The sequence below is a fragment of the Micromonospora craniellae genome (assembly GCF_014764405.1).
Taxonomy (GTDB): Bacteria; Actinomycetota; Actinomycetes; order Mycobacteriales; family Micromonosporaceae; genus Micromonospora; species Micromonospora craniellae.
This window is the reverse complement of the sequence record NZ_CP061725.1, coordinates 3787895-3809803: the sequence shown is the minus strand read 5'-3', so window position 1 is coordinate 3809803 and position 21909 is coordinate 3787895. Positions and strand designations below refer to the sequence as shown.

The following is a 21909-nucleotide window of genomic DNA, read 5'->3' as shown; positions in this document are numbered from 1 at the left end:
CTCTGCTGCCATGATCACCAGGCTTCTGGTCGCCAACCGGGGCGAGATCGCCCGCCGGATCATCGCCACCTGTCGGGTGCTCGGTGTGGAGACGGTCGCGGTGCACTCCGACGCGGATGCCGACGCGCCCTTCGTCGCCGAGGCCGACCAGGCGGTACGCCTGCCGGGAAACACGCCCGCCGAGACGTACCTGCGGATCGACCTGATCCTGGCGGCGGCCCGGCGGTCCGGCGCGGACGCCGTGCACCCAGGCTACGGCTTCCTCGCCGAGAACGCCGACGTGGCGGCGGCGGTGACCGGCGCCGGACTGACCTGGGTCGGTCCCTCGGCGAAGGCGATCGCCGCGATGGGTGACAAGCTGGCCGCCAAGGCGCTGCTCGCCGAGGCGGGCGTGCCGATGCTGCCCACCTGGACCGAACCGGAGCAGGTCACCCGCTTCCCGGCGCTGGTGAAGGCGTCCGCCGGTGGTGGCGGGCGCGGCATGCGGATCGTCCGGGACGCCGCCGGCCTCGCCGAGGCGGTGGCGAGCGCGGGCCGCGAGGCGGCGTCGGCGTTCGGCGACGGCACGGTCTTCATCGAGCGGTACGTCGAGCGGGGCCGCCACGTCGAGGTGCAGATCGTCGGCGACCGGCACGGCACCGTGCTGGCGCTCGGCGAACGGGACTGTTCGATCCAGCGCCGGCACCAGAAGATCGTCGAGGAGGCTCCGGCGGTGCTCGCCCCGGAGCTGCGGGACCGGCTGCACGCGTCGGCGGTGGCCGCCGGGCGGGCCGTCGACTACGTCGGCGCGGGCACGGTGGAATTCCTGCTCGCCCCGAACGGCGACTTCCACTTCCTGGAGATGAACACCCGCCTCCAGGTGGAGCACCCGGTCACCGAGGCGGTCACCGGGCTGGACCTGGTCCGGCTGCAACTGCTGGTCGCCGAGGGCGGGCCGCTGCCGCTGGCGGGGACGCCGCCGGTCGAGGGCCACGCGATCGAGGTACGGCTCTGCGCCGAGGACCCGGCCCAGGGTTTCCTGCCGGCCACCGGCACCCTGCACCGGTTCACGGTCCCGGGGGTGGTCGGCGAGTTCGCCCCGACCCGGGGCCTGCGGCTCGACTCCGGGGTGCGGGACGGCTCGACGGTGCAGGTGCACTACGACTCGATGCTGGCCAAGCTGGTCGCCTGGGCGCCCACCCGCGCCGAGGCCGCCCGTACGCTGGCCGCCGCGCTGGCCCGCGCCGAGCTGCACGGGGTGGCCACCAACCGGGACCTGCTGGTCCGGGTGCTGCGCAGCCGGGAGTTCGGCGCGATGGAGGTCGACACCGGTTTCCTGGAGCGGCATCCCGAGGTCTTCGCCCCGCTGCTGCCGCCCGGCGAGGTGCCCCTGGTCTCGCTCGCCGCCGCGCTGGCCTCGGCGGCGGCCCGTCGCGCCGCCGCGCCGGTGCTGGCCGGGCTGCCCTCGGGGTGGCGCAACGTGCCCGCCTTCCCGCAGGTCGCCCAGTTCACCGGCCCGGACGGGGAGGTCGAGGTGCGCTACCGGCTGGACCGCGACGGCTGTCTCGCCGAGTGGTCGGCGACGCCGGAGACCGCAGCGCCGGAGGACGGGTCACCGGCGGTCACCCTGGTCGAAGCGAGCCCGGAGCGGGTGGTGTTCGACGTCGACGGGGTGCGCCGGGCGTACCGGGTGCACCTGGCCGGCGCGGCGGTCTTCGTGGACGGCCCGGACGGGGCGGCGAGCCTGACTGCCTTGCCGCGCTTTCCGGCGCCCGGCGCGGAACTGGCCGCCGGGTCGTTGCTCGCCCCGCTGCCCGGGGCGGTGGCCCGGGTGCACGTGGAGGTCGGCCGTCGGGTCGCCGCCGGTGACCTGTTGCTGACCCTGGAAGCGATGAAGCTGGAACACCCCGTGCTCGCCCCGACCGACGGCGTGGTCACCGAGCTGCCGGTACCGGCCGGCGGTCAGGTCGACACGGGTGCGGTGCTGGCCGTGGTCACCCCCATCGAGGAGGCATCGTCATGAACTTCGACCTCAGCCCGGAACAGGAGCAGCTCCGCGACGCCGTCCGGTCGTTGGGCCGGCGGTACGGTCACCGCTACTTCGTGGAGAAGGCCAAGGCCGGCGAGCACACCACCGAGCTGTGGCACGAGGCCGGTCGGCTCGGCTACCTCGGCGTCAACATCCCCACCGAGTACGGCGGCGGGGGCGGCGGCATCACCGACCTGGCCGTCGTCTGCGAGGAGCTGGCCGCCGCCGGCTGCCCGTTGCTGCTGCTGGTGGTCTCCCCTGCCATCGCGGCCACCGTCATCGCCCGGCATGGCACCGAGGACCAGCGCAAACGCCACCTGCCCGGTCTGGCCGACGGCTCCCAGAAGATCGTCTTCGCGATCACCGAACCGGAGGCCGGGTCGAACTTCCACCGCCTCGGCACCGTCGCCCGCCGCGACGGCGACGACTGGGTTCTCTCCGGCCGCAAGTGCTACCTCTCGGGCGTCGACGAGGCCGGGCACGTCCTCGTGGTGGCGCGTGCCGCCGACGACGGTGCCACCGACGGCACCGGGCAGCGGCTGAAGCCGGCCCTGTTCATCGTGCCGACCGACGCGCCCGGGTTGACCTGGTCCAAGCTCGACATGGAGATCCTCTCCCCGGAGAACCAGTTCCTGCTCTATCTGGACGAGGTCCGGCTGCCCGCCGACGCGCTGGTCGGCGAGTCGCTCGACGCCGGACTGCCGGCGTTGTTCTGCGGGCTCAACCCGGAACGCATCACCGTCGCCGCGATGGGCGCCGGCACCGGCCGGTACGCCATCGAGCGCGCCTCGGAGTACACCGCCACCCGCAAGGTCTGGGGTGGTCGCACCATCGGCACGCACCAGGGCGTGTCACATCCCCTGGCGCACGCGGCGGTGCAGGTGGAGCTGGCCCGGCTGATGATCCAGAAGGCGGCGGCGCTCTACGACGCGGGACGTGACCTGGAGGCCGGGATCTCCGCCAACATGGCCAAGTACGCCTCGGGCGAGGCCGCCGCCCTCGCGGTCGACACCGCCGTACAGGCGCTCGGCGGTGCCGGCATGACCACCGAGTACGGGGTGGCCACCCTGCTGGGGGCGGTACGCGCCGGTCGCATCGCCCCGGTCAGCCGCGAGATGATCCTCAACTTCGTCGCCCAACACGTGCTCGGCCAGGACAAGTCCTACTGAGCCGGGCGCTCACCGGCAGGCGGCGTCCACCCGGTGCACCGGGCGTACCCGTCGACCCAGCCCTTCCAGCAGCGAGTCCTCGACATGGAAGTCGTGGATCCACAGCCGGTACCGGGGCAGTTCCTCCTCGGAGGGGCAGAGCACCTGTCCGCGTACCCGGTCGACGGGCACGTACCGGACGCCGCCCCGCTCCTGGAGGATCACCGTGTGCACGTCGTCGGTGGTCACCACGTGCCCCCGGATCTCCTCGGTGGCCTCGGCGGAGTCCCCGACGGTGGTAACGGTGAGCGGCAGCACCGGTGTGCTGATCACGGGCAGCGCCGCCCAGACCAGCACCACCAGCACGGCAGCCTGACTCAGTGGGGCGAAGGCCCGGAGCACCACCCGGGGCAGCGGCCCGGCGACGAAGAGCGCCAGCAACGGCGGCACCACCAGCAACACGATCGGCAGCGGTTCTGCCTGCCGCCAGGCGTCGTTCAGCGTCGGTAACAGCAGCCACAGGTAGGCCGCGTACCCTGCCGTGATCATCACAACGCGGACCGCTGGCCGGTCGTGCAGCCGGGCCGGCGTGAGCCCGAACGCCGCCGCCAGGGTCGGCAGCAGCAGCGGCAGGTACAGCAGTGGCCAGGTGACCAGCGCCATCAGGAAGCTCGCCGCGATGAACCAGCCCGGGGTGACGTCCATCCAGCGGGCGAAGAGCGAGCGACGGGCGGTGGCCTCCCGGCTGGCCGCGAGCACCCCGCCGAGCGCGAAGACCGCCACCAGCGCGGTGCAGAGCAGGCGGGCCGCCGTGGTGAGGAAGCCGGCCAGCATGTTGACCGGTCCCACGTTGGCCACCAGCAGCAGGGTGGTCTGCAACTCGCCGCCGGCCTCGACGCCGAGCCGGAGCACCGAGAAGACCGCCGGTACGCCGACCACCGCCGTCCAGAACGACTGGCTGGCCCGGGCCCGGCGCTCGGTCTGGTCCACGTCGACGCCCGCGCGCCCGCCCGGCTTCGCGGGATCGTCCGCCGGCGGCACCCCCGAGGGCGTCACCTGGTACGGCACCGGCCGGTCGGCGTCCGGGGCGTCACCGGCGATCGCCGTCGGCGTGCTCATCGCCCCGGCACCTTGTCGTCGAAGTCGACCAGTCGGGGCACGTCGAGCGGCTGTGGTTGCCGCTTCTCCGCCCGCAGCCACGGACCCAGGGTCCGGTTGTACGCCACCTGCCACGGGCTGATCTCCCCGTTGCGTCCCTGCCGGTAGCTCTTGTCGAGGAAGTACGCCACCAGGTCACGCAGCGCGGGGTCGCCGATGGGCACGCCGATGCCGAGGAGTTCGCTGGTGCCGAAGGGCATGTCGACGATCTCGAACTCGGTCGGGTACCGGGCCACGAAGCCGGCGAGGATCGTCTCGTCGGAACTGACCGCGTCGTACCGGCCGTCCAGGATGCCCTCGACGCAGTCGCCGACGTTCTTCACCACCGCCACGCGCACCTGGTGCCGTTCGAGTTCCGCCTCGGTGGTGGAGCCGCCGCTGGTGCAGATCTGGAACTTCGGATTCCGCAGGTCCTCGATGGTCCGGATGGCGTCCCGGTGCCGGCTCGGGACCATCACCTCCTGGGTGGTCACCAGGTACGGGCCAGCGAAGCTGACCTGCTTCTTCCGCTCCTCGGTGATGGAGAAGCTGGACACCACCAGGTCGACCATCCCACCCTGGAGGGCGGGGATCCGGTCCTCGGTGGAGACCGGCACGAACTCGATCCGCTGGTCGCCCTCGTAGCCGAGCGAGGCGGCGATGTAGCGGGCGATCTCGACGTCGAAGCCGACGTGCCCACTGTCGCGTACGTCGCCCATCAGCGGTTCGTTGGTCGCCACCCCGACCCGCAGCACGGTCTGGCCCCAGATGTGGGACTCGCGGAGCTTCTCCTGCACCGAGGGCAGTTCCGGCTCCTGCCGGCTGTCACATCCGGCCGCAGCGCCCAGAAACAGCGTCAGGGCGACCGCGAGGGTGGTCGCGACCGAGCGGCACCGGGTCCTGGAGAGCCGTCCGACCATGGATCACCTCACTACCATTCGAAGTGGTTATGGCACTGAACGTAGCGAGCGCCCGCCAATCGGCAACGCCGGGAAACGCGCCGAGGTGCGGCGGGGCAGTCGGATGCCCGCCGCACCCCGGTCGGTGCGTCGCCGGACTCAGCGCACCGTCAGCGAGCCGACGGCCGGCATCGGCGCTACCACCGGCGGAAGTTGCTTCGGCTCACCGCGGCGCGGCGCACCCCTGGCCGCCAGGTCCACCTTGGAGGTGTCGACCCGGACGGCTGCCGCCGACTCCGGCAGCTCCTCGAACGGCTGGATGTCGCCGTGGCAGACGCTGCCCTTCTTCGGCATCGCCTGCCGCAGCAGGTACGCGTCGATGGCGTCAGTCGCGCAGGCCGACGTGCCGTACGCGGTGTGGCCCCAGTTGTCGCTGGACAGCAGGCGGCTGTTCGGCAGCAGCTTGGCCGTGGCGACCGCACCGTTGTAGTTGGTCGACGGGTCCCAGTAGTTGCCGACGACCAGGATCGGGTTGACGGTCCGCCGGTCGAACGGGCCGGTGTAGCGGTCCTCGTCGCGCACCGTCCAGGTGTCCCGGGCACAGGGCGCGGTGAACCAGGTCCAGGAACGGCCGAAGTACGGGTCGCGCTGGTCGGCCCTTGCCGCCCGCGCCGCCCAGGAGGCGGCGTCCGTCGGGTGGTTCGCGTCGGTGCAGATCACGCCGAACGAGCTCTCACGGATGTTGATGTACGCGGGGTCGTCGGCGCGGGCCTGCTGTCGGACCTGGGCGGCCCGCTGGAGCACCGAGGCGCGCGCCTGCGCGCGGGTCGCGTCCGTGGCCGACGGGTCGGTCAGCGTCAGCAGCCAGAGGATGTCGCCGACGATGTACAGGTAGCCGTCCGGGCCGTACATGTTACTGAGGGTCCAGCCGACGAAGTCGGCGTAGGTGATGGTGAAATCGCCGAACTCCGGGTCCTCGATCACCACCGGCTTGGCCTTCAGCCGTTGCGCCACCAACTCGAACTGGGCAGCCGGGTCACCGGAGGCCAGCGGACAGGCGTCCACACCGGCGGTCCTGCAGCGCTTGAAGATCTCGCGCAGCGCCTTGTACGCGCCCTGCGCGCTGCGCATCCGTTCCTCCTGACCGAGGTTGCCGGAGGCGCCGCTGCCGAACCACGCGGTCGCGTCCAGCACTCCGTCGATCGCCACGGCGCGCACCCGGTCGGGGAACATGTTCGCGTAGTACTGCCCGAGCACGCTGCCGTAGCTGAGGCCCAGATAGGACAGCTTCTTGTCGCCGACCGCCCGCCGCAGCACGTCCATGTCGCGGGCGACCTGGGCGGTCGACATCGCGCCACTGAGCGGCTTGCCGGTGGTCGAGCAGGCCTTGCCGACCGCGATCGAGGAGGCGACGTACGCCTTCTCCTCGGCCTTGGTGTACGGGAAGGAGACGAACAGCCCTTCGGACGCCCGGGTCTGCTCCTCCACCGACTTGAAGCACCTGACCTGTTCGCTGGTGTTGACGCCGCGCGGGTCGATCCCGACGATGTCGAACCGGTCGAGCACCTCGTCGCCGAGGTAGTACGGCGCGGTGAGGGCGAAATCCGTGCCCGATCCGCCCGGGCCTCCCGGGTTCACGAAGAGGCTGCCGATCTTGCGCTTCTGGTCCCGCGCCTTGACCCGCAGCACCGCGATCTCAGTCGTCGCGCCCTTCGGCTGGTCGTAGTCCAGCGGCAGGTCGACGGTGGCGCACTCGGCGTAGTCGTAGCACTCGTACCAGTCCAACTTGGGTGTGGGCACGCGGTCGACCCGCAGCCGCTCCAGCGGAGTGGTGCGGTGGGTGACCGTGGCGATGCCCCCGCCGATCGTGGTGGACGCGGCGGTGGCGGGTACGACCGCCGCTCCGGCGAGGAGCGCGCCGACGAGCCCTGCGGCGGCGAGGTTCCGGATTGGTCGTGGCATGTGGACGCCTTCCGGTGGGATACGGGACACGTCGAGTCGGACTCGACCCCCGTCACTCTAGAGACGTCAGACGATGGATGCCGCCCGGCGAACAACAACATGTCCGACAATGCAGGCGAGGTCATAACCCCGCATCCCGTAAGCTGGAGTTATCAGGTGTTCCGCAGGTACTCGCCCGCCTACTGTTGACAGATCGGCGATCTCCGACATTCTGGACGCGTGAGACGCATCCCCGGACCTGACGCGCGCGCTGTTGCGGTGGTCGCCGCACTCGGATCGCTGTGGCTGCTGGTGGCACTGATCCTCTCGCCCCGACAGGATCTGCTGGGGGTCGCGATGGCACTGGGCTGCGTCCTGCTCGCCATCGTCACCGGGGTGGCGGTCACCGCCGCCCGGCAGGCCGGTCCAGCCGCGCCACCCGCCCCGACCGCCCCGGTCCACCCCCTGGCCCAGACGCCCGGCATCGACGCGGACACCCTGGAGACGCTGGGCGACCGGGAAGCCGTCCGGGCGATGCGGGACCGCTACCGCCCCGACGCGAGCCGCTGACCTCGCTCAGCCGCCGGTGAGAGTGGGAGACGCCAAGCCGTCCAGACCTCGCCCGGCCAGGCAGCGATAGGTGGCATCGGTCTGCGGGTCCGCCGGCGGCAGCACCTCCAGATTCCACCCGGTCGGCTGGTCGATCCCGCTGACCAGCCGGAACGTCTCGGTGTTGCAGATCTTGCGAACGGTCGGATCCGCCACGATCTCGTCGTGGTCGGCGTCGAGCAGGGTGCGGGGCAACTCCCCCTCGGCGTAGCTCTCCCAGGTGTGCCGGGTGTCGCACGGCACCTGGCTCGCCTCGGCCCGCTGACCACGCACCTGCACCGGGCCGAAGCACTCCAACTCCTCCGCGCACCGGGCGCCCTCCGGCAGCGCCTCGGGCAGGGTGGCGCAGCCCGGACGGTGCACGCCGGTCGTGATCGGCCGGGTCGGGACGGCCGGCTGGCCCGACGTGAGCCCACCGGCGGCCCAGGCGCCGACCCCCGCCGATGCGGCCAGCGCGACCACACCGGTGGCGCCCAGGAACCAGCGCCGTGTCCTGCTGTGGTCGGCGGAGGTGCCGGCGGCCTCAGCGTCGGATGCCGCGCCCGCTGACCGTACGCCGCCGTGGTGTACGCCGCCGAGTAGGCCGATCGGCGGGCCCGCACCCTCCAGTTGCAGGCCGACCAGCATGTCGTGCAACTGCACGACGGAGGGACGCTCCGCCGGATCGTTGGCCATCCCGGCCCGGAGCACGTCCACCAGCTCCTCCGGAATGCCGGGGATGCCGGGGATCGGCTGGTGGAACATCTCCAGCACGGTGACCAGGCTCGGGTTGCGCTCGGCCTGCCAGCGTGGCGGCCGCCCGTGCATCACCGCGTAGAGCGTGGCGCAGAGCGCGTAGACGTCCACCGCCGGTGACGGCGGGCTGTGGCTGAACATCTCCGGCGGGGCGTACGCCGGGGTGAGCACCTCCAGGGCGACCGTGGCGTCGCGCATCTCGGCGACCACGGCCAGCCCGAAGTCGGCCAGCACCGCCGAGTTGAAGTGCGAGTAGAGGATGTTGGCCGGCTTGACGTCGCGGTGCAGCACCCCGGCCCCGTGCGAGTGGGCGAGCGCGTCCGCGATCTTGATGCCGAGGTCCCGCGCCTCGGCGGCACCCAGCGGCGAGGTACGCATCCGTTCGGCGTACGATCCGTCGCAGAGCTCCATGATCAGGTAGGGGTGCTGGTCGATGGTGACCCCGACATCGAACAGGTCGACCACGTGCGGGTGCGACGACATCCGGCCGGCCGCGCGCGCCTCGCGCAGGAAACGCGCCTGGTCCCGGTCGCTGGCCAGGGTGCGGTTCTCCACCTTGACCGCGACCTCTCGGTCCACCGAGATCTGGGTGGCCCGGTAGACCGTCGCGTACCCTCCTCGGGCAAAGACCTGCAAATCAGTCAGACCGGGCACGATGGGCGTCGGCAGGGCGCCGGGCGGGGTGTCGGTCACGGTTTCGAAAATACCCAACTGGACCGGTCGCTCAGCGAACCGCATCGGCGGGCGACGGCGCGGGCGACGTTTCCGTGCCGCGCCGGGCGTCCCACCACAGACCAGCGGCGGTGGCCAGTGCGCCCACGCCCTCCCAGGCCGCCACACCGAAGAACCGCCCGGGCGCCACGTCGGCCAGCACCGCGAGGGTGAACACGGTGAACGTGACCAGCCGGAACACCACGGTGAAGCGGTAGAACGCCCGCCACTCGGTGGCGGTGGCGAGCAGGTAGTAGACCCCCATGTTGAACGAGGCCATCGACGAGGCGGTCACGAACACGCCCGTGTAGTCGCCGGGCGCCCGGGTCGCCGGGATCTCGAAGCCGAGCATCCCGAGCAGCGCCTCCGGCCAGAGCAGCCCGACCGCGCCCATCACCAGCGCCAACAGGCCGAACACCGCGATCGTCCAGCCGGCGACCGAGCGCGGCAGCCTCATCTGAGCCCTCCCCATTACGGCACGACCGCCCATGTTGACCGCCGCGTGCACCGTGCACGCTATCGGTCGGCCCCGACAGACCACATCACCGGAACCGACAGACCCGGCCCCCACCTCACCACGGCGCAGGTCGGCCGGCTCTCGGGTGCGACGGGCTCAGCCGGCGTCACGCAGGCGGGTGTACAGCGCCTCGGCGTCGACACGCTCGCTGCGCTGCTCGGTGGCGTACGACAGGCGGACCGCCTCCTCGGCGCTGGTCAGCGCCTCTGCCGGACGACCGCAGGCGGCCAGCGCCTCGGCCCGCACTCTCGCCGTGACGACCTGGCTCCGCACGTCCTCGGCCGGCGCGGCCGCTGCCCGGCGGGCCCAGTCCAACGCCTGCTCGCACTGCCCGTGCGCGAGCAGTGCCGAGGCGTACCGCGCCATCGACTGCCGACGCGAGAACAGCAGCGACGGTGAGGTGGCGGCGGCGGTGGCCACCGGGGCGAGCAGTCCGACCGCAGTGCCCGAGTCACCGGCCGCCAACCGGGCCGTCGCCAGCAACACCCGAGGCCCCACCTGCGCGGGCGCCTGCGGGTTGTGCGGCTCCACACTGGTCAGCACCGCTCGCGCGTACCGCTCGGCGCCGGCCACGTCGCCCATGTCCAGCGCCACGAAGCCGCGCAGCGTGCCGGCCATGCCGGTGAGCAGCGGATGGGCGGTCCGACCGGCGTACTCCAGCGCGCCGGTGAGCAGATCGGCGGCGTGTTCCGGCTCGCCCAGGCCACGCGCCACCACACCCCGGACGACGAGCGCGAAACCCTGCCCCCACTCGTCGGAGGCGGCGGCGAACTCGCGGTACGCCCGACGGGCCTCCCGGTCCGCGTCGAGCAGTTCGCCCAGCTCCGCGTTGGCGTACGCGTCGACCGCCCGCAGGGTGCCCACCGCCCACGCCTCACCGACCCGCTCACCGAAGGGCAGGAAGATCCGAGCCAGCCGACGGGCCTCACGCAGCCGGCCGGCGAGCAACCGCGCGAAGGCGGTGGTGCCCCGCAGCCACGCCCGCCCGTACGGGTCCTTGAGTTCGGCGAAGAGCCGGGCGGCCCGGCCGAGCACCGCGTCCGTACCCGCGAAGTCGCCCCGGGTGGTGGTCACCCAGGCCAGGTTCTGCAACGACCACGCCTGCCCCCGACGGTCCTGCACCGCCAGGCTGACCTGGTACGCGGCGGCCAACCGGCTGCTCGCCTCGCCGAGCCGGCCGGCCAGGAAGTCGGCCATGCCCAGCCGGCGCATCGCCGAGGCCCGCAGGCCCGGCAGGTCCGCCTCGGTGGCCACCTGCAACGCCTCCCGCCAGCAGGTCTCGGCCCGCCGCAGGTCACCCATCGCCTGCTGGGCCTGCCCGGCGAGCAGCAGCGCGCTGATCCGGGTGGTCGCCTGGTCCCCGGCGTTGGCGGCGATCTTCTCGGCCGACGCCAGCGCGTCGGCCACCCGCCCGACCTGGAGCAGCGCCCGCGCGTGCACCACCCGGTCCTGCGCCGGTACGCCGTCGACGCGGGCCAGTTCGGCCGCGCGTTCGGCGTACTCGACGGCGAGGGCCGGCTCGCCCTCGTGCAGGGCGCGCCGGGTGGCCCGGCCGAGCGCGGCGACCCCCAGCGGGGCGACCGCCCGGGCCGGCGCGTCCGGACGCAACGTGACCGCGTCGGCCAACGCGGTGGCCCGCTCGACGTGTTGCGCCACGAAGTCGTCCCGGGCCGCCTCGGTGAACCCGCTCGGACCACCCGTGGCGCCGGTCGGGACCAGGTCGGGGCCGCCCAGGCCGCTGGTGACGCTGCCCGCCGGGTTCGCCCAGCGGGCCAGCGCCGCGTGCCGCTCAGCCAACTCCGCCTTGCTGACCCCGGCGTACGCGGCCTCCCGCATCAGCGGGGTGGCGAAGGCGTACCCGGTGCGGGTGCGGTGCAGCATCCGGCGTTGCAGCAGTTCCTCCACGGCCCGGTCCAGTTCGAGCGCGACCACCGCGGCCGGCCGGCCGTCGCGTCCGGCCCGTTGCTCGCGCAGCGCCTCCAACGCGCCGTCCGGCACCGTGTCCCCGACCACCGCCGCGTCCCGCAGCACCGAGCGGGCCTCGGCGGGCAGCGCGTCGATCCGGGCCGCGAGCACGGCCGCCAGGTCACGGGAGAGCAGCCGGCTGCCGAGCGAGCCGGGGGCCAGCCGCCAGTCGTTGCGCGCCCCGGCGGTCAGCGCGCCGCGCTCCATCAGCAGGGTGACCAGCTCGGCCAGATAGAACGGGTTGCCCTGGGCGGTGGCGAGCAGCCGGTCGGCATCGGCCTGCGGCAGCCGTCCGCCGCCGAGGTAGCTGGTGAGCAGGCGGGACGCGTCGGCGCCGCGCAGCGGCGGCAACGGCTGCACCTCGGCGTCCGCGACCCGGGCCAGGGTGCCCGCGGTACGCACCAGCTCGGGCCGCCCGAGCAGCAGCACCAGGACCGGCCCGTCGAGCCGGGACAGGGTGACCTCCAGCGCGCCGATGGTCTCCGCGGTGGCGTCGTGCAGGTCGTCCACCACCACCATCAACGGCGCCTCCTCGGCGAGCGCGCTCAGCAGGGCGGCCACCGCGTTCGGCACCGCCTCGGCGTCGGGTGGCGGTTGGGTGCCGGTCCACTCGCTCTGGTCGGTGTGCGCGGCGGCGGGCAGCTCGGCGTACCCGAGCAGGGCCAGCAACTGGTCGACGGCGACCGGGGCGGGCTCGGTGCGGGAGCGGCTGAGGCGCTGCCCGAGCCGGCGCAGCCGCTCCTCGACGGCGGCCCGGGTGACCGCCGTGGCCGTGTCGTTGGGCAGGCCGGTGGCGGCGCGTACCAGGTCGGCCAGGGGGGCGAGCCGACGGCGCTCGCCGAACGCGGCGCAGCGGACCGAGAGGACCCGGGCGCCGGTGTGTGCCGCGTACCGTCCGGCGCCGACGTCGTAGCCGGCGGCCAGGCGCTCCACCTCGGCGGCGAACCGGGACTTGCCGATCCCCGCCTCGGCGGTCATCAGCAGCACCCGGGGCTCCCCACGGTCGATCACCTCGGCCAGCCGGCCGGCGACCCGGCCGATCTCGGTCTCCCGGCCCACGAAGGGCGCCTCGTCGCCGAGGCCGGAACGGGTGCCCGGCGCATCCAGCAGACCGAGCAGCTCGTACGCCTCGACCGGCTCGCGCTTGCCCTTGAGCCGCAACGGCCGCAACGCCCGCCAGCTGGCGACGTGCCGGGTGGCCGCCGCGGTCCGCGCCCCGGCGTAGACCGCGCCGACGGCGGCGGCGTCGGCCAGCCGCGCGGCGGTGTTCACCGTGTCGCCGATGACGGTGTACTCGATCGCGGCCTGGATGCCGGCGATCACGTCACCGGTGTTCAGCCCGACCCGCAGCCCCAACGGCGCACCGCCGCCGCGCTCGTCGTCGAGCACCCGGCGGACCGCCCGCTGCATGGACAGGGCGGCCCGGACGGCGCGTTCGGCGTCGTCCTCGTGCGCGACCGGGGCGCCGAAGACCGCCATGATCCCGTCACCGGTGAGTTTGTCGACGTGCCCGCCGAAGGTCTTCACCGCGCCGGCCAGTGCGGCCAGCACCCGGTCGGTGACCGCGCCGACGCGTTCCGGGTCGAGGTCCTCGGACCAGGAGGTGAAGTCGGACAGGTCGCCGAAGAGCACGGTGACCACCCGACGTTCGGTGGCGGGCAGGGTGGCGGCGGCCGGCAGCGCGGCGCCGCAGTTGTGGCAGAACCGGGCGCCGGGCACGGCGACGGTTCCGCACACCGGGCAGGTCACGGTCGGTCCAACCTCGCGGCGTAGCCCTCGGGTTCCCGACCCAGGTACTCCAGTTGGGCGCGTACGGACCACTCCGCCGCCCACCACAGCGACCGGTCCACGTCGGCGTACACGACGGCGACCACCTCGGCCGGGGTCCGCGCCCCGCCGTCGCACGCCGCCCGGACCTGGTCCAGCCGCGCCCGCCGGTGGGCCAGGTAGAAATCGGCGGCGGCACCGCAGTCGGCCAGCGCCGGCCCGTGACCCGGCAACGCCGGGATCCCCCGGTACGTCGCGAGCAGTTCCAGGCTGGTCAGGTAGTCACCGAGGTGCCCGTCCGGGTGGGCGACCACGGTGGTGCCCCGGCCCAGGATGGTGTCGCCGGTCAGCACCACCTGCCGGCCGCCGTGCTCGACCAGGAGGCAGACCGAGTCGGCGGTGTGCCCGGGGGTGGGTACGAGCCGGATCGCCAGCCCGTGACCGTCGACGTCACCGGCGGTGTCGAGCGCCGGACCGCCGATGCTGTGCGCCGGGTCGGCGGCACGTACCGGCACCCCGCCGAGCATCCCGTGCAGACGCGGCGACGCCTCGGTGTGGTCCTGATGCCCGTGGGTGATCAGCACCAGGCCGACCGGTCCCCACTCCGCGATGGCAGCCAGGTGCGCCTCGTCGGCCGGCCCCGGGTCGACCACCACGCCGTACGCCGCGCCCGGGGCGCGCAGCAGCCACGTGTTGGTGCCGTCCAGTGTCATCGGCCCCGGGTTGGGTGCCCGCAGCAGCGTCACCCATTCCGGCAACTCGCTGGCGAGGGCGGTCACCGCCCCCGTCACATGCCCTCCCATGGCTGCGATCGTACGACCCCGCCGAAGCACCTCCGCGATCTTGCAGTTCTGGTCCCCGATTCGCCCTCGTTAGGGGCCTTCGTCCGGCCGGAACCACAAGATCGCGGTGGCGCCGGTCAGGCGACCTCGACGATGACCTCGACCTCGACCGGGGCGTCGAGCGGCAGCTCCGCCACGCCGACGGCCGACCGGGCGTGCCGACCGGCCTCGCCGAAGACCGCGCCGAACAGGTCCGACGCGCCGTTGATGACGCCGGGCTGACCGGTGAAGCCGGGGGCGCTCGCCACGAAACCGGTCAACTTGACGATCTTGACGATGTTCTCCAGGCCGACCAGCGAGTCGATCGCGGCGAGCGCGTTGAGGGCGCACCGCTCGGCGAGCTGCTTGGCCTGCTCGGCGGAGACACCGGCGCCGACCTTGCCGGTGGCCAGTAGCTTGCCCTCGGCCATCGGGAGTTGCCCGGAGACGTACACGTGCTGGCCGGACTGCACCGCCGGCACGTAGCTCGCCACCGGCGGCACCACCTCCGGCAGCGCCAACCCGAGTTCCGCCAACTTCCCGTGCGGTCCGTTGCTCACGGCCTTATGCCTTCGGGCGCTTGAGGTAGGCGACGAGTTGCTCCGGGTTCGGCCCGGGTACGACGGAGACCAGTTCCCAGCCGTCCTCACCCCAGTTGTCGAGGATCTGCTTGGTCGCGTGGACCAGCAGCGGGACCGTGGCGTATTCCCACTTCTGCATCGGTGGAGAGCTCCCTCGGTGGCATGGACACTTCGGGGCACAGCCTACGGTCCGCCGGCCGGTCAGGACGCGGGACGCTGCTCCGAGGTCGGCCACTGCTCCGCGGCGGGCCGCTGTTCGGGGGCGATAGACACGTCCCCGCAGAGGCCCTTGTGGTCGTGCGGCTGGGGGCACCGAGTGCGGTCGGGCAGCAGCAGGTCGCAGAAGACCTGGTGCCGGTTGTTCTGGTCGTCGGCGGTCGACACCTCCGTCTCACCGGCGTCCAGCTCGGGCAGAAAATTCAGCGAGGTGGCCACCCGGGCGGCCAGCGCGGTCGCGGCGGCCAGGTCGGCCACCCGGACGGGCAGGTGGATGACGTAGCCGGGGACCTCCTCGTCCCGCCCGCCGGCCGGTTCGACCACGCCGACCGGGTCGGCGGTACGCCGGTACGACCGCTCGTTGACCGGCAGCCGGCCGGAGGAGTCGCCGCCGGCCGTCCGGCTGCCCCGTCGACTCCCGGTGGGGAACTGGGTTCGAGGGGTGTTGTCGATGTCGCGCATGCACTTCCTCCGGGCGTCGTACCTGGTCACGGCACCGCCGGCCGGTCCGGCACCGCTGCGGCCGGCCTCGTCAGGGCGTGCCGGAGCGACGGTAGGACCGGCGCGGCGGTCCCATCAACAGGACGCGCACGCCCAGCGGCCTTTCGTCACATTTGCGACACCTAACCAGCAAGAAGCCGATCGCGCCGTCCGTACAGGTGACACCGGGCCCCCCGCACCCGGCCGGCGGACCGTTACCCTTCCCGTCTGGACGGGCGCCCGGCCCGGCCGCCCCAAACCCACGCTCGTCGCCGTCCCGCGGCGATGCGCCGCACCCGGGGGTACGCGATGACCCAGCCACCCGCCGGCGGCCCGACCGGCCCCACCGACCCGCTGCCGGCCGGCCCACCGGTCCACCCCACCTCGCCAGCCGGTCCGGGACCGGCGTCTGCCTCGCCGGGCGGCTACCCGCCGTACCCGTCGCCGGCCACGCCACCGCGCAGACGGGGCGGCGCCCTGGCGGCCTCGATCGCACTGGCCGTGGTGCTGCTGCTCTGCGGCGGTGGCGGCGTGGTCGCGTTCCTGACCGTGCGCGACGCCGAGTCCGGCGAGGGCGCCCAGGACCCGTCGGTGGCGGTCGACGACTTCCTCACCGCCGTCTACCAGGAGCGGGACGCGGCCAAGGCGGCCCGGCTGGTCTGCACCGACGCACGCGACCAGGACAAGATCCGGGCGAAGGTCGCCGAGGTCGAGCAGTACGTGACCGCTCACCAGAGCCCCCGGTTCCGCTGGGACACCCCGAAGGTGGACAACGAGACCGGTGACCGCGCCACCGTCACCACCACGGTGACCGTGACGACCGCCGACGAGAAGATCGCCGACCAGGACCTGCGCTTCACGGTGATCCGGACGAGCGGCTGGTGGGTCTGCGAGGTCGCCTGAACCGGCCGGCTGGATAGGCTCGACCGGTGGGAGCAGCGCAGCGCCCGGCCGATCGGGCCGGCACGGAGTGGCCCGCCCGCCTGCACGTGGTGACCGGTAAGGGCGGCACGGGCAAGACCAGCGTCGCCGCCGCCCTGGCGCTGGCCCTGGCCGCCGGTGGGCGCCGCACACTGCTGGTCGAGGTGGAGGGCCGCCAGGGCATCGCCCAGCTCTTCGGCACCGACCCGCTGCCGTACGCCGAGCGGCACCTGGCCGACACGGCGGACGGCGGCGAGGTGTGGGCGCTCACGGTGGACGCCGAGGAGGCGTTGCTGGAGTACCTGGACATGTTCTACAAGCTGGGTGCCGCCGGCCGGGCGCTGCGCAAGCTCGGCGCGATCGACTTCGCCACCACCATCGCCCCGGGCCTGCGCGACGTACTACTCACCGGCAAGGTCAAGGAGGCCACCACCCGCACCGTCGAGCAACGGCGGGTCTACGACGCGGTGGTGCTGGACGCCCCGCCGACCGGCCGGATCGCCCGTTTCCTGAACGTGACCGCGGAGACCGCCCGGCTGGCCAAGGTCGGCCCGATCAAGACCCAGAGCGAGGGGGTCTCGGTGCTGCTGCGTTCGCCGATGACCGCGGTGCACGTGGTGACCCTGTTGGAGGAGATGCCGGTCCAGGAGACCGTCGACGCGATCGCTGAGCTGGCCTCGCTCGGGTTCGGGGTGGGCCGGGTGATCGTCAACGGGACCCGGCCGCCGCTGCCGGCAGGGCGGGTGGTCACCGAGGCGGAGCTTACGCGGGGGCTGCGCGCCGCCGGGCTGCCCGCCGACCGGCGGACCGTCTCCGGGCTGCGCGACGAGGCACGCGACCAGGCCGTCCGCCGGGAGTTGGAGGACTCGCTCCGCGCCGACCTGGCCGAACTCGACGTGCCCCTGGTGGAGCTGCCGCTGCTGCCCGACGGGGTGGACCGGGCCGGCCTGGACGAGCTCGCCGCCGCCCTGGTGCAGGGCGATTGACTCACACCTGACCTCGGCCCGCCGCGCGGACCGGGTCGGGCCGATACGCTCGATTGGTGCCTTCCGACAACGCCGCGCCGCCGCTGGACGTCGACCGGATCCTGGCCGATCCCGGCGTACGGATCGTGGTCTGCTGCGGTGCGGGCGGGGTGGGTAAGACGACCACGGCCGCCGCTCTCGCACTCCGTGCGGCCGAGCGCCACGGCCGCCGTACGGTGGTGCTCACCATCGACCCGGCCCGACGGCTGGCCCAGTCGCTGGGCCTGACCGAGCTGGACAACACGCCCCGGCAGGTGAAGGGGATCGACGTCGAGGACAGCGGCGGCGAACTGCACGCCATGATGCTCGACATGAAGCGCACCTTCGACGACGTGGTGCTCGCGCACACCGACCCGACGAAGGCGTCCGAGATCTTCGCCAACCCCTTCTACCAGGCGATGAGTTCCACCTTCGCCGGTACGCAGGAGTACATGGCGATGGAGAAGCTGGGTCAGTTGCACGCACGCGGCGACTGGGACCTGATCCTGGTGGACACTCCGCCGTCGCGGTCGGCGTTGGACTTCCTGGACGCGCCGGCCCGGCTGTCCCGGTTCCTCGACGGGCGGATGCTGCGCCTCCTGCTGGCCCCGGCACGGACCGGCGGGCGCAGCATGTTCAGCCTGGTCACCGCCTCCTTCGGGATGTTCTCCCGGGTGGTACAGAAGATCCTCGGCGCGCAGTTGCTGACTGATCTGTCCGGCTTCGTGGCCGCGCTCGACTCGATGTTCGGCGGGTTCCGGCAGCGGGCGGAGCAGACGTACCGGATCCTCCAGGCGCGTGAGACGGCGTTCCTGCTGGTCGCGGCGCCGGAGCCGGATGCGGTCCGGGAGGCCGCCTACTTCGCCGGGCGGCTGGGGAAGGAAAACATGCCGCTCGCCGGTCTGGTGCTCAACCGGGTGCACCGCCCGGCCGACACCGGGTTGGACGCGTCGGCCAGTCGGGCCGCCGCCGACCGGCTGGCCTCGGCCGGCGGCCACGAGGGCGTCGTCGAGGTGTTGCGCGCCCACGCGGCCCTGGCCGAGCAGGCGGTACGCGAGCAGCGGGTGTCGGCGCGGTTCACCGAGGCGTTCCCGCAGGTGCCGACGGTCTCGGTGACGGCACAGCCCGCCGACGTGCACGACGTCGACGGGCTGCGGACGATCGGGGCGGCGATCAGCCGCTCCTGACCGCGCCGGTCAGGTGGTGGCCAGGATCTTGTCCTTGCCGGTCTTGTCCTTGGCGTTCTTTTTCATCGCCGCCTCGAACATCTTGCGCCAGCTGGTCACCTGCGGGTGCCGACGCAGCAACGCCCGGCGTTCGCGTTCGGTCATGCCACCCCAGACGCCGAACTCGATGCGGTTGTCCAGCGCGTCGGCCAGGCACTCGTAGCGGACTGGGCAACTCCGGCAGATCCGCTTGGCCACGTTCTGTTCGGCGCCCTGTACGAACAACGCGTCCGGGTCCCCGTTCTGACATGCCGCAAATGACGGCCAGTCAGTGATCATGCCCATCTGTACTCGTCCCCCCTTGCAGTACTACCGACGCCGTCGCGGGCCAGCCGGCAATTCCCCCCGGTCATCCGGCACGCCTTACCCCAAGGCGGCACGGACGACATGTGGCGCTGTCGCCGCCCCCATCATGCTCTGTAGTTACCCGATTACGCAACGTTGTCGGCCAAATCCATCATTCCGGACACTCCCGGCTTCTCGGGCTCGGGACCGCCGCTTACCCCACGGGATTCCACGAAAACGCTGCGCGCCACCCCCACGCGGAGAAAGCTCGACACGGATCACACGCAACCAGATCTCCGGTGCCACGCGTCTAGCACAACGAGGACGGCGCGCGCAGGAAATGGGAGAAAGACGCCCAAGCGCCCCTCGTTACCTGTTCGCGTACCCTGTCGAGGTGACCTGGATGCGGAAACGTGACCACAACATCCTGACCAACGCCGCATCGCTGCTCATCTGTGGGCTGTTGGCGGGCGTGGTGGTCGCCGCAGCGGCCTTCCCCGCGGTGGCGATGTCTGGCCTGGCCGCCAAGGCCGGCGCGGAGACCTTCGGCGCGCTGCCGAAGGAACTGACGATGTCCCGCGCCCCCCAGATCAGCTACCTGCTGGCCAGCGACAAGAAGACACCACTGGCCACGATGTACGACGAGAACCGGCGGGACATCACGTTCGCCGACATCGGCGAGAACATGCGCAACGCGATCATCGCGGCCGAGGACCACGACTTCTACCACCACAACGGAGTCGACCTCAACGGCGTCGCCCGCGCCTTCGTCAACAACAGCGCCGCCGGCAACGACCGGCAGGGCGCCTCGACGCTGACCATGCAGTACGTCCGGATGGGCATCGCGTACTCGGCGACGCACCCGGCCGACGTGGTCGCCGCGACGGAGGACACCAGCGCCCGCAAGCTGCGCGAGATGAACTACGCGTTGCAGATCGAGAAAACGCTCAGCAAGGACGAGATCCTGACGAGCTACCTCAACCTCGCCGCGTTCGGCAACGGCGCGTACGGCGTCTACGCCGCCAGCCAGGTCTACTTCAACAAGCCGCCGAAGGACCTGACGATCGACGAGGCCGCCATGCTGGCCGGTCTCGTGAAGGCGCCGACCTCGTTCGACCCGACCACCAAGAGCGGCTACCCGCAGGCGGTCGCCCGGCGTGACTACGTGATCGACAACATGGTCAAGACCGGGGCCGTCACCCAGGAGCAGGCCGCCGAGGCCAAGGCCGTCGAACTCAAGGTCAAGGGCAAGCGGGCGCCGAACGGCTGCGTCGCCACCAAGAAGAACGCCTGGGGCTTCTTCTGCGACTTCTTCTACCGCTGGTGGATGTCGGAGGAGACGTTCGGGTCGACCACGTACGACCGGGAGCGGCGGCTCAAGAGCGGCGGCTACACGATCGTGACCACGCTGGACACGCAGGCACAGGACGGTGCCGACAAGGCGGTCCGCAAGGCCAAGTCGGTGAAGTCCAAGGAGGCCGCGATGGTCGCGGTGGTCGAGCCCGGCACCGGCCGGGTCCGGGCCCTCTCGGTGAACCGCAACTTCAAGCTGGACAACCCGAACAACCCGAAGAACCTGCCGCACAGCGACCCCAAGCAGCGCAAGAACGACAAACGCGGCAACTATCCGAGCACGGTCAACCCGCTACTCACCGGCGGTGACGGGATCACCGGTTACCAGGCCGGCTCGGTCTTCAAGCTCTACACGATCGTGGCCGCGCTGGAAAAGGGCATCCCGCTCGACTACACCATCAACGCCCCGCAGCAGTTCAAGTCGGAGTACATCATCTCCCGCAGCAGTCCGGCCGCCTGCGAAGGTACGCACTTCTACTGCCCGACCAACTCGAACAGACAGCCCGGTGGCGTGAAGAACATGTGGAGCGCCTTCTCCGCCTCGACCAACACGTACTTCGTCCCGCTGCAACAGCAGGTGGGCGCGGCGAACGTGGTGGACGTGGCCAAGCGCCTGGGCATCCAGTTCCGGCAGAGCGAGGACGCGAAGTTCGCCGCCACCAAGGAGGCGGCGAACCAGTGGGGCGCCTTCACGCTGGGCGTCTCCCAGGTCACCCCGCTGGAGTTGGCCAACTCGTACGCCACGCTGGCCGCTGACGGCAAGTACTGCGAGCCGATCCCGGTGCAGGAGATCCGCGATCTGGACGGCAACAAGCTGGACGTCGCGAACCCACGGTGCGAGAAGCGGATCAGCACGGACGTGGCCCGTGCCGCCGTCGACGCGGCCCGCTGCCCGGTCGGTGACAACTCCCCCACCGCCAAGTGCGGCGGCAGCCGGACGGCCGCCGAAGGTCGGGGCATCGTGGGAAAGCCGATCGCTGGCAAGTCCGGCACCACCGACGGCGAGAAGGCCGCCTCCCTGGTCGCGATGACCAAGCAGTACGCGGTGGCCGGCATCTTGGCCGATCCGGACTGGCCGCAGACCAACGTCAAGATGAAGCACAAGACGGCGGACGGCATCAATCCGCCGGTTTATGAGACGCTGCGCGACGCCATGAAGGGCAAAAAAGGGATCGACTTCGACCCACCCGGCAGGAAGTTGTCCGAGGGCGAGCAGCGCACCATCCCCGGTGTGAAGTGCACTTCCATCGACCAGGCCAGATCCCGCGTCTCCGGTGCCGGATTCCAGGCGATCGTCTCCAGCGCCCGGGTCACCTCGGAATGCCCGGCCGGCACCGCCGCCGGCACCAGCCCCGAGGGCCGCACCATCAAGAACGGCATCGTGACGATCCTGGTCAGCTCCGGTGGCGGTGGCAACAACGACTCCGGTGGCGGTAACGACGGCGGCAACGGCCGACCGGGCGGTGCGCCGAGCAACCCGAGTCGGCCCCCGGACCGACCGGGCGGCTGATCTTCGGCCGAACCGACCGCACATGAACGGGCGGGCACCCCTGGAGAGGGATGCCCGCCCGTTCTGCGTCGTCGG

The 21909-nt window shown here is 72.2% G+C and carries 18 protein-coding genes; 7 read left to right on the top strand and 11 right to left on the bottom strand.

The genetic code is table 11. The annotated features are described in order from the left end of the window. Positions 1 to 10 precede the first annotated feature (10 nt). Together ID554_RS17110 and ID554_RS17105 are read left to right on the top strand one after the other, a co-directional pair. Entirely contained in the window at positions 11 to 2002 is a 1992-nt protein-coding gene (locus ID554_RS17110; protein WP_117227340.1) for an ATP-binding protein, read from the top strand. Beyond that, complete coding sequence (locus tag ID554_RS17105; RefSeq protein ID WP_117227339.1) at positions 1999 to 3177, top strand: acyl-CoA dehydrogenase family protein; 1179 nt, start codon at positions 1999 to 2001, stop codon at positions 3175 to 3177. The genes ID554_RS17110 and ID554_RS17105 overlap by 4 nt, the downstream gene beginning before the upstream one ends. A 9-nt stretch (positions 3178 to 3186) precedes the next feature. On the opposite strand, the gene ID554_RS17100 is transcribed toward ID554_RS17105, so the two are convergent. From ID554_RS17100 to ID554_RS17090, 3 genes are all read right to left on the bottom strand, one after another. Next, entirely contained in the window at positions 3187 to 4275 is a 1089-nt protein-coding gene (locus tag ID554_RS17100) for a hypothetical protein (RefSeq protein ID WP_117227338.1), read from the bottom strand. Further along, positions 4272 to 5213, bottom strand: a complete 942-nt coding sequence (locus ID554_RS17095; RefSeq protein WP_117227337.1) for a transporter substrate-binding domain-containing protein — start codon at positions 5211 to 5213, stop codon at positions 4272 to 4274. Before ID554_RS17095 ends, ID554_RS17100 begins: the two co-directional genes overlap by 4 nt. A gap of 138 nt (positions 5214 to 5351) precedes the next feature. Continuing rightward, positions 5352 to 7154 (bottom strand): alpha/beta hydrolase, encoded by a 1803-nt coding sequence (locus ID554_RS17090; RefSeq protein ID WP_117227336.1) that lies wholly within the window; start codon positions 7152 to 7154, stop codon positions 5352 to 5354. 219 nt (positions 7155 to 7373) lie between these two features. On the opposite strand from ID554_RS17090, the gene ID554_RS17085 reads away from it, so the two are divergent. Then, on the top strand, positions 7374 to 7703 hold the full coding sequence (locus ID554_RS17085) for a hypothetical protein (protein WP_147333423.1): 330 nt from the start codon (positions 7374 to 7376) through the stop codon (positions 7701 to 7703). A gap of 6 nt (positions 7704 to 7709) precedes the next feature. On the opposite strand, the gene ID554_RS17080 is transcribed toward ID554_RS17085, so the two are convergent. The 7 genes from ID554_RS17080 to ID554_RS17050 form a co-directional block, all read right to left on the bottom strand. Next, positions 7710 to 9170: a serine/threonine-protein kinase gene (locus ID554_RS17080; protein WP_117227416.1), complete on the bottom strand. Its 1461-nt coding sequence runs from the start codon at positions 9168 to 9170 to the stop codon at positions 7710 to 7712. A gap of 31 nt (positions 9171 to 9201) precedes the next feature. After that, complete coding sequence (locus ID554_RS17075) at positions 9202 to 9645, bottom strand: hypothetical protein (RefSeq protein ID WP_117227334.1); 444 nt, start codon at positions 9643 to 9645, stop codon at positions 9202 to 9204. A gap of 156 nt (positions 9646 to 9801) precedes the next feature. Continuing rightward, positions 9802 to 13419, bottom strand: a complete 3618-nt coding sequence (locus ID554_RS17070) for an adenylate/guanylate cyclase domain-containing protein (protein ID WP_117227333.1) — start codon at positions 13417 to 13419, stop codon at positions 9802 to 9804. Then, the gene (locus ID554_RS17065) at positions 13416 to 14240 is read right to left on the bottom strand and encodes an MBL fold metallo-hydrolase (protein ID WP_117227332.1); all 825 of its coding nucleotides are present in this window, start codon (positions 14238 to 14240) and stop codon (positions 13416 to 13418) included. Before ID554_RS17065 ends, ID554_RS17070 begins: the two co-directional genes overlap by 4 nt. Before the next feature lie 116 nt (positions 14241 to 14356). Next, positions 14357 to 14818, bottom strand: coding sequence for a RidA family protein (locus ID554_RS17060; RefSeq protein ID WP_117227331.1), 462 nt, complete (start codon positions 14816 to 14818; stop codon positions 14357 to 14359). Positions 14819 to 14822: 4 nt separating this feature from the next. Next, positions 14823 to 14978 carry a DUF4177 domain-containing protein gene (locus tag ID554_RS17055; RefSeq protein WP_013736319.1) on the bottom strand — a complete coding sequence of 52 codons (156 nt, stop codon included), beginning with the start codon at positions 14976 to 14978 and terminating at the stop codon, positions 14823 to 14825. A gap of 62 nt (positions 14979 to 15040) precedes the next feature. Continuing rightward, a complete protein-coding gene (locus ID554_RS17050; RefSeq protein ID WP_117227330.1) occupies positions 15041 to 15517 on the bottom strand; it encodes a hypothetical protein in 477 nt (158 codons plus the stop codon). A 327-nt stretch (positions 15518 to 15844) separates the two neighbouring features. Between ID554_RS17050 and ID554_RS17045 the strand changes: the two genes are divergently transcribed. The 3 genes from ID554_RS17045 to ID554_RS17035 are packed head-to-tail and all read left to right on the top strand — an operon-like array spanning position 15845 to position 18647. Continuing rightward, positions 15845 to 16438 carry an Rv0361 family membrane protein gene (locus ID554_RS17045; protein WP_117227415.1) on the top strand — a complete coding sequence of 198 codons (594 nt, stop codon included), beginning with the start codon at positions 15845 to 15847 and terminating at the stop codon, positions 16436 to 16438. Positions 16439 to 16464: 26 nt separating this feature from the next. Beyond that, positions 16465 to 17442: an ArsA-related P-loop ATPase gene (locus ID554_RS17040; protein ID WP_117227329.1), complete on the top strand. Its 978-nt coding sequence runs from the start codon at positions 16465 to 16467 to the stop codon at positions 17440 to 17442. 53 nt (positions 17443 to 17495) lie between these two features. Beyond that, positions 17496 to 18647 carry an ArsA family ATPase gene (locus ID554_RS17035; RefSeq protein WP_191088566.1) on the top strand — a complete coding sequence of 384 codons (1152 nt, stop codon included), beginning with the start codon at positions 17496 to 17498 and terminating at the stop codon, positions 18645 to 18647. A gap of 9 nt (positions 18648 to 18656) precedes the next feature. On the opposite strand, the gene ID554_RS17030 is transcribed toward ID554_RS17035, so the two are convergent. Next, positions 18657 to 18971 carry a WhiB family transcriptional regulator gene (locus ID554_RS17030; RefSeq protein ID WP_117227327.1) on the bottom strand — a complete coding sequence of 105 codons (315 nt, stop codon included), beginning with the start codon at positions 18969 to 18971 and terminating at the stop codon, positions 18657 to 18659. Between the two features lie 403 nt (positions 18972 to 19374). Here ID554_RS17030 and ID554_RS17025 point away from each other — a divergent pair, with 403 nt between their 5' ends. Continuing rightward, positions 19375 to 21834, top strand: coding sequence for a penicillin-binding protein (locus tag ID554_RS17025; protein WP_117227414.1), 2460 nt, complete (start codon positions 19375 to 19377; stop codon positions 21832 to 21834). Positions 21835 to 21909: the final 75 nt, after the last annotated feature.

What these genes read in the sequence shown, in the direction of transcription:
- ID554_RS17110 (WP_117227340.1), top strand. Translation starts at nt 11, where the DNA reads ATGATCACCAGGCTTCTGGTCGCCAACCGGGGCGAGATCGCCCGCCGG.
- ID554_RS17105 (WP_117227339.1), top strand. Translation starts at nt 1,999, where the DNA reads ATGAACTTCGACCTCAGCCCGGAACAGGAGCAGCTCCGCGACGCCGTC.
- ID554_RS17100 (WP_117227338.1), bottom strand. Translation starts at nt 4,275, where the DNA reads ATGAGCACGCCGACGGCGATCGCCGGTGACGCCCCGGACGCCGACCGG.
- ID554_RS17095 (WP_117227337.1), bottom strand. Translation starts at nt 5,213, where the DNA reads ATGGTCGGACGGCTCTCCAGGACCCGGTGCCGCTCGGTCGCGACCACC.
- ID554_RS17090 (WP_117227336.1), bottom strand. Translation starts at nt 7,154, where the DNA reads ATGCCACGACCAATCCGGAACCTCGCCGCCGCAGGGCTCGTCGGCGCG.
- ID554_RS17075 (WP_117227334.1), bottom strand. Translation starts at nt 9,645, where the DNA reads ATGAGGCTGCCGCGCTCGGTCGCCGGCTGGACGATCGCGGTGTTCGGC.
- ID554_RS17065 (WP_117227332.1), bottom strand. Translation starts at nt 14,240, where the DNA reads ATGGGAGGGCATGTGACGGGGGCGGTGACCGCCCTCGCCAGCGAGTTG.
- ID554_RS17055 (WP_013736319.1), bottom strand. Translation starts at nt 14,978, where the DNA reads ATGCAGAAGTGGGAATACGCCACGGTCCCGCTGCTGGTCCACGCGACC.
- ID554_RS17050 (WP_117227330.1), bottom strand. Translation starts at nt 15,517, where the DNA reads ATGCGCGACATCGACAACACCCCTCGAACCCAGTTCCCCACCGGGAGT.
- ID554_RS17045 (WP_117227415.1), top strand. Translation starts at nt 15,845, where the DNA reads ATGACCCAGCCACCCGCCGGCGGCCCGACCGGCCCCACCGACCCGCTG.
- ID554_RS17030 (WP_117227327.1), bottom strand. Translation starts at nt 18,971, where the DNA reads ATGGGCATGATCACTGACTGGCCGTCATTTGCGGCATGTCAGAACGGG.
- ID554_RS17025 (WP_117227414.1), top strand. Translation starts at nt 19,375, where the DNA reads ATGCGGAAACGTGACCACAACATCCTGACCAACGCCGCATCGCTGCTC.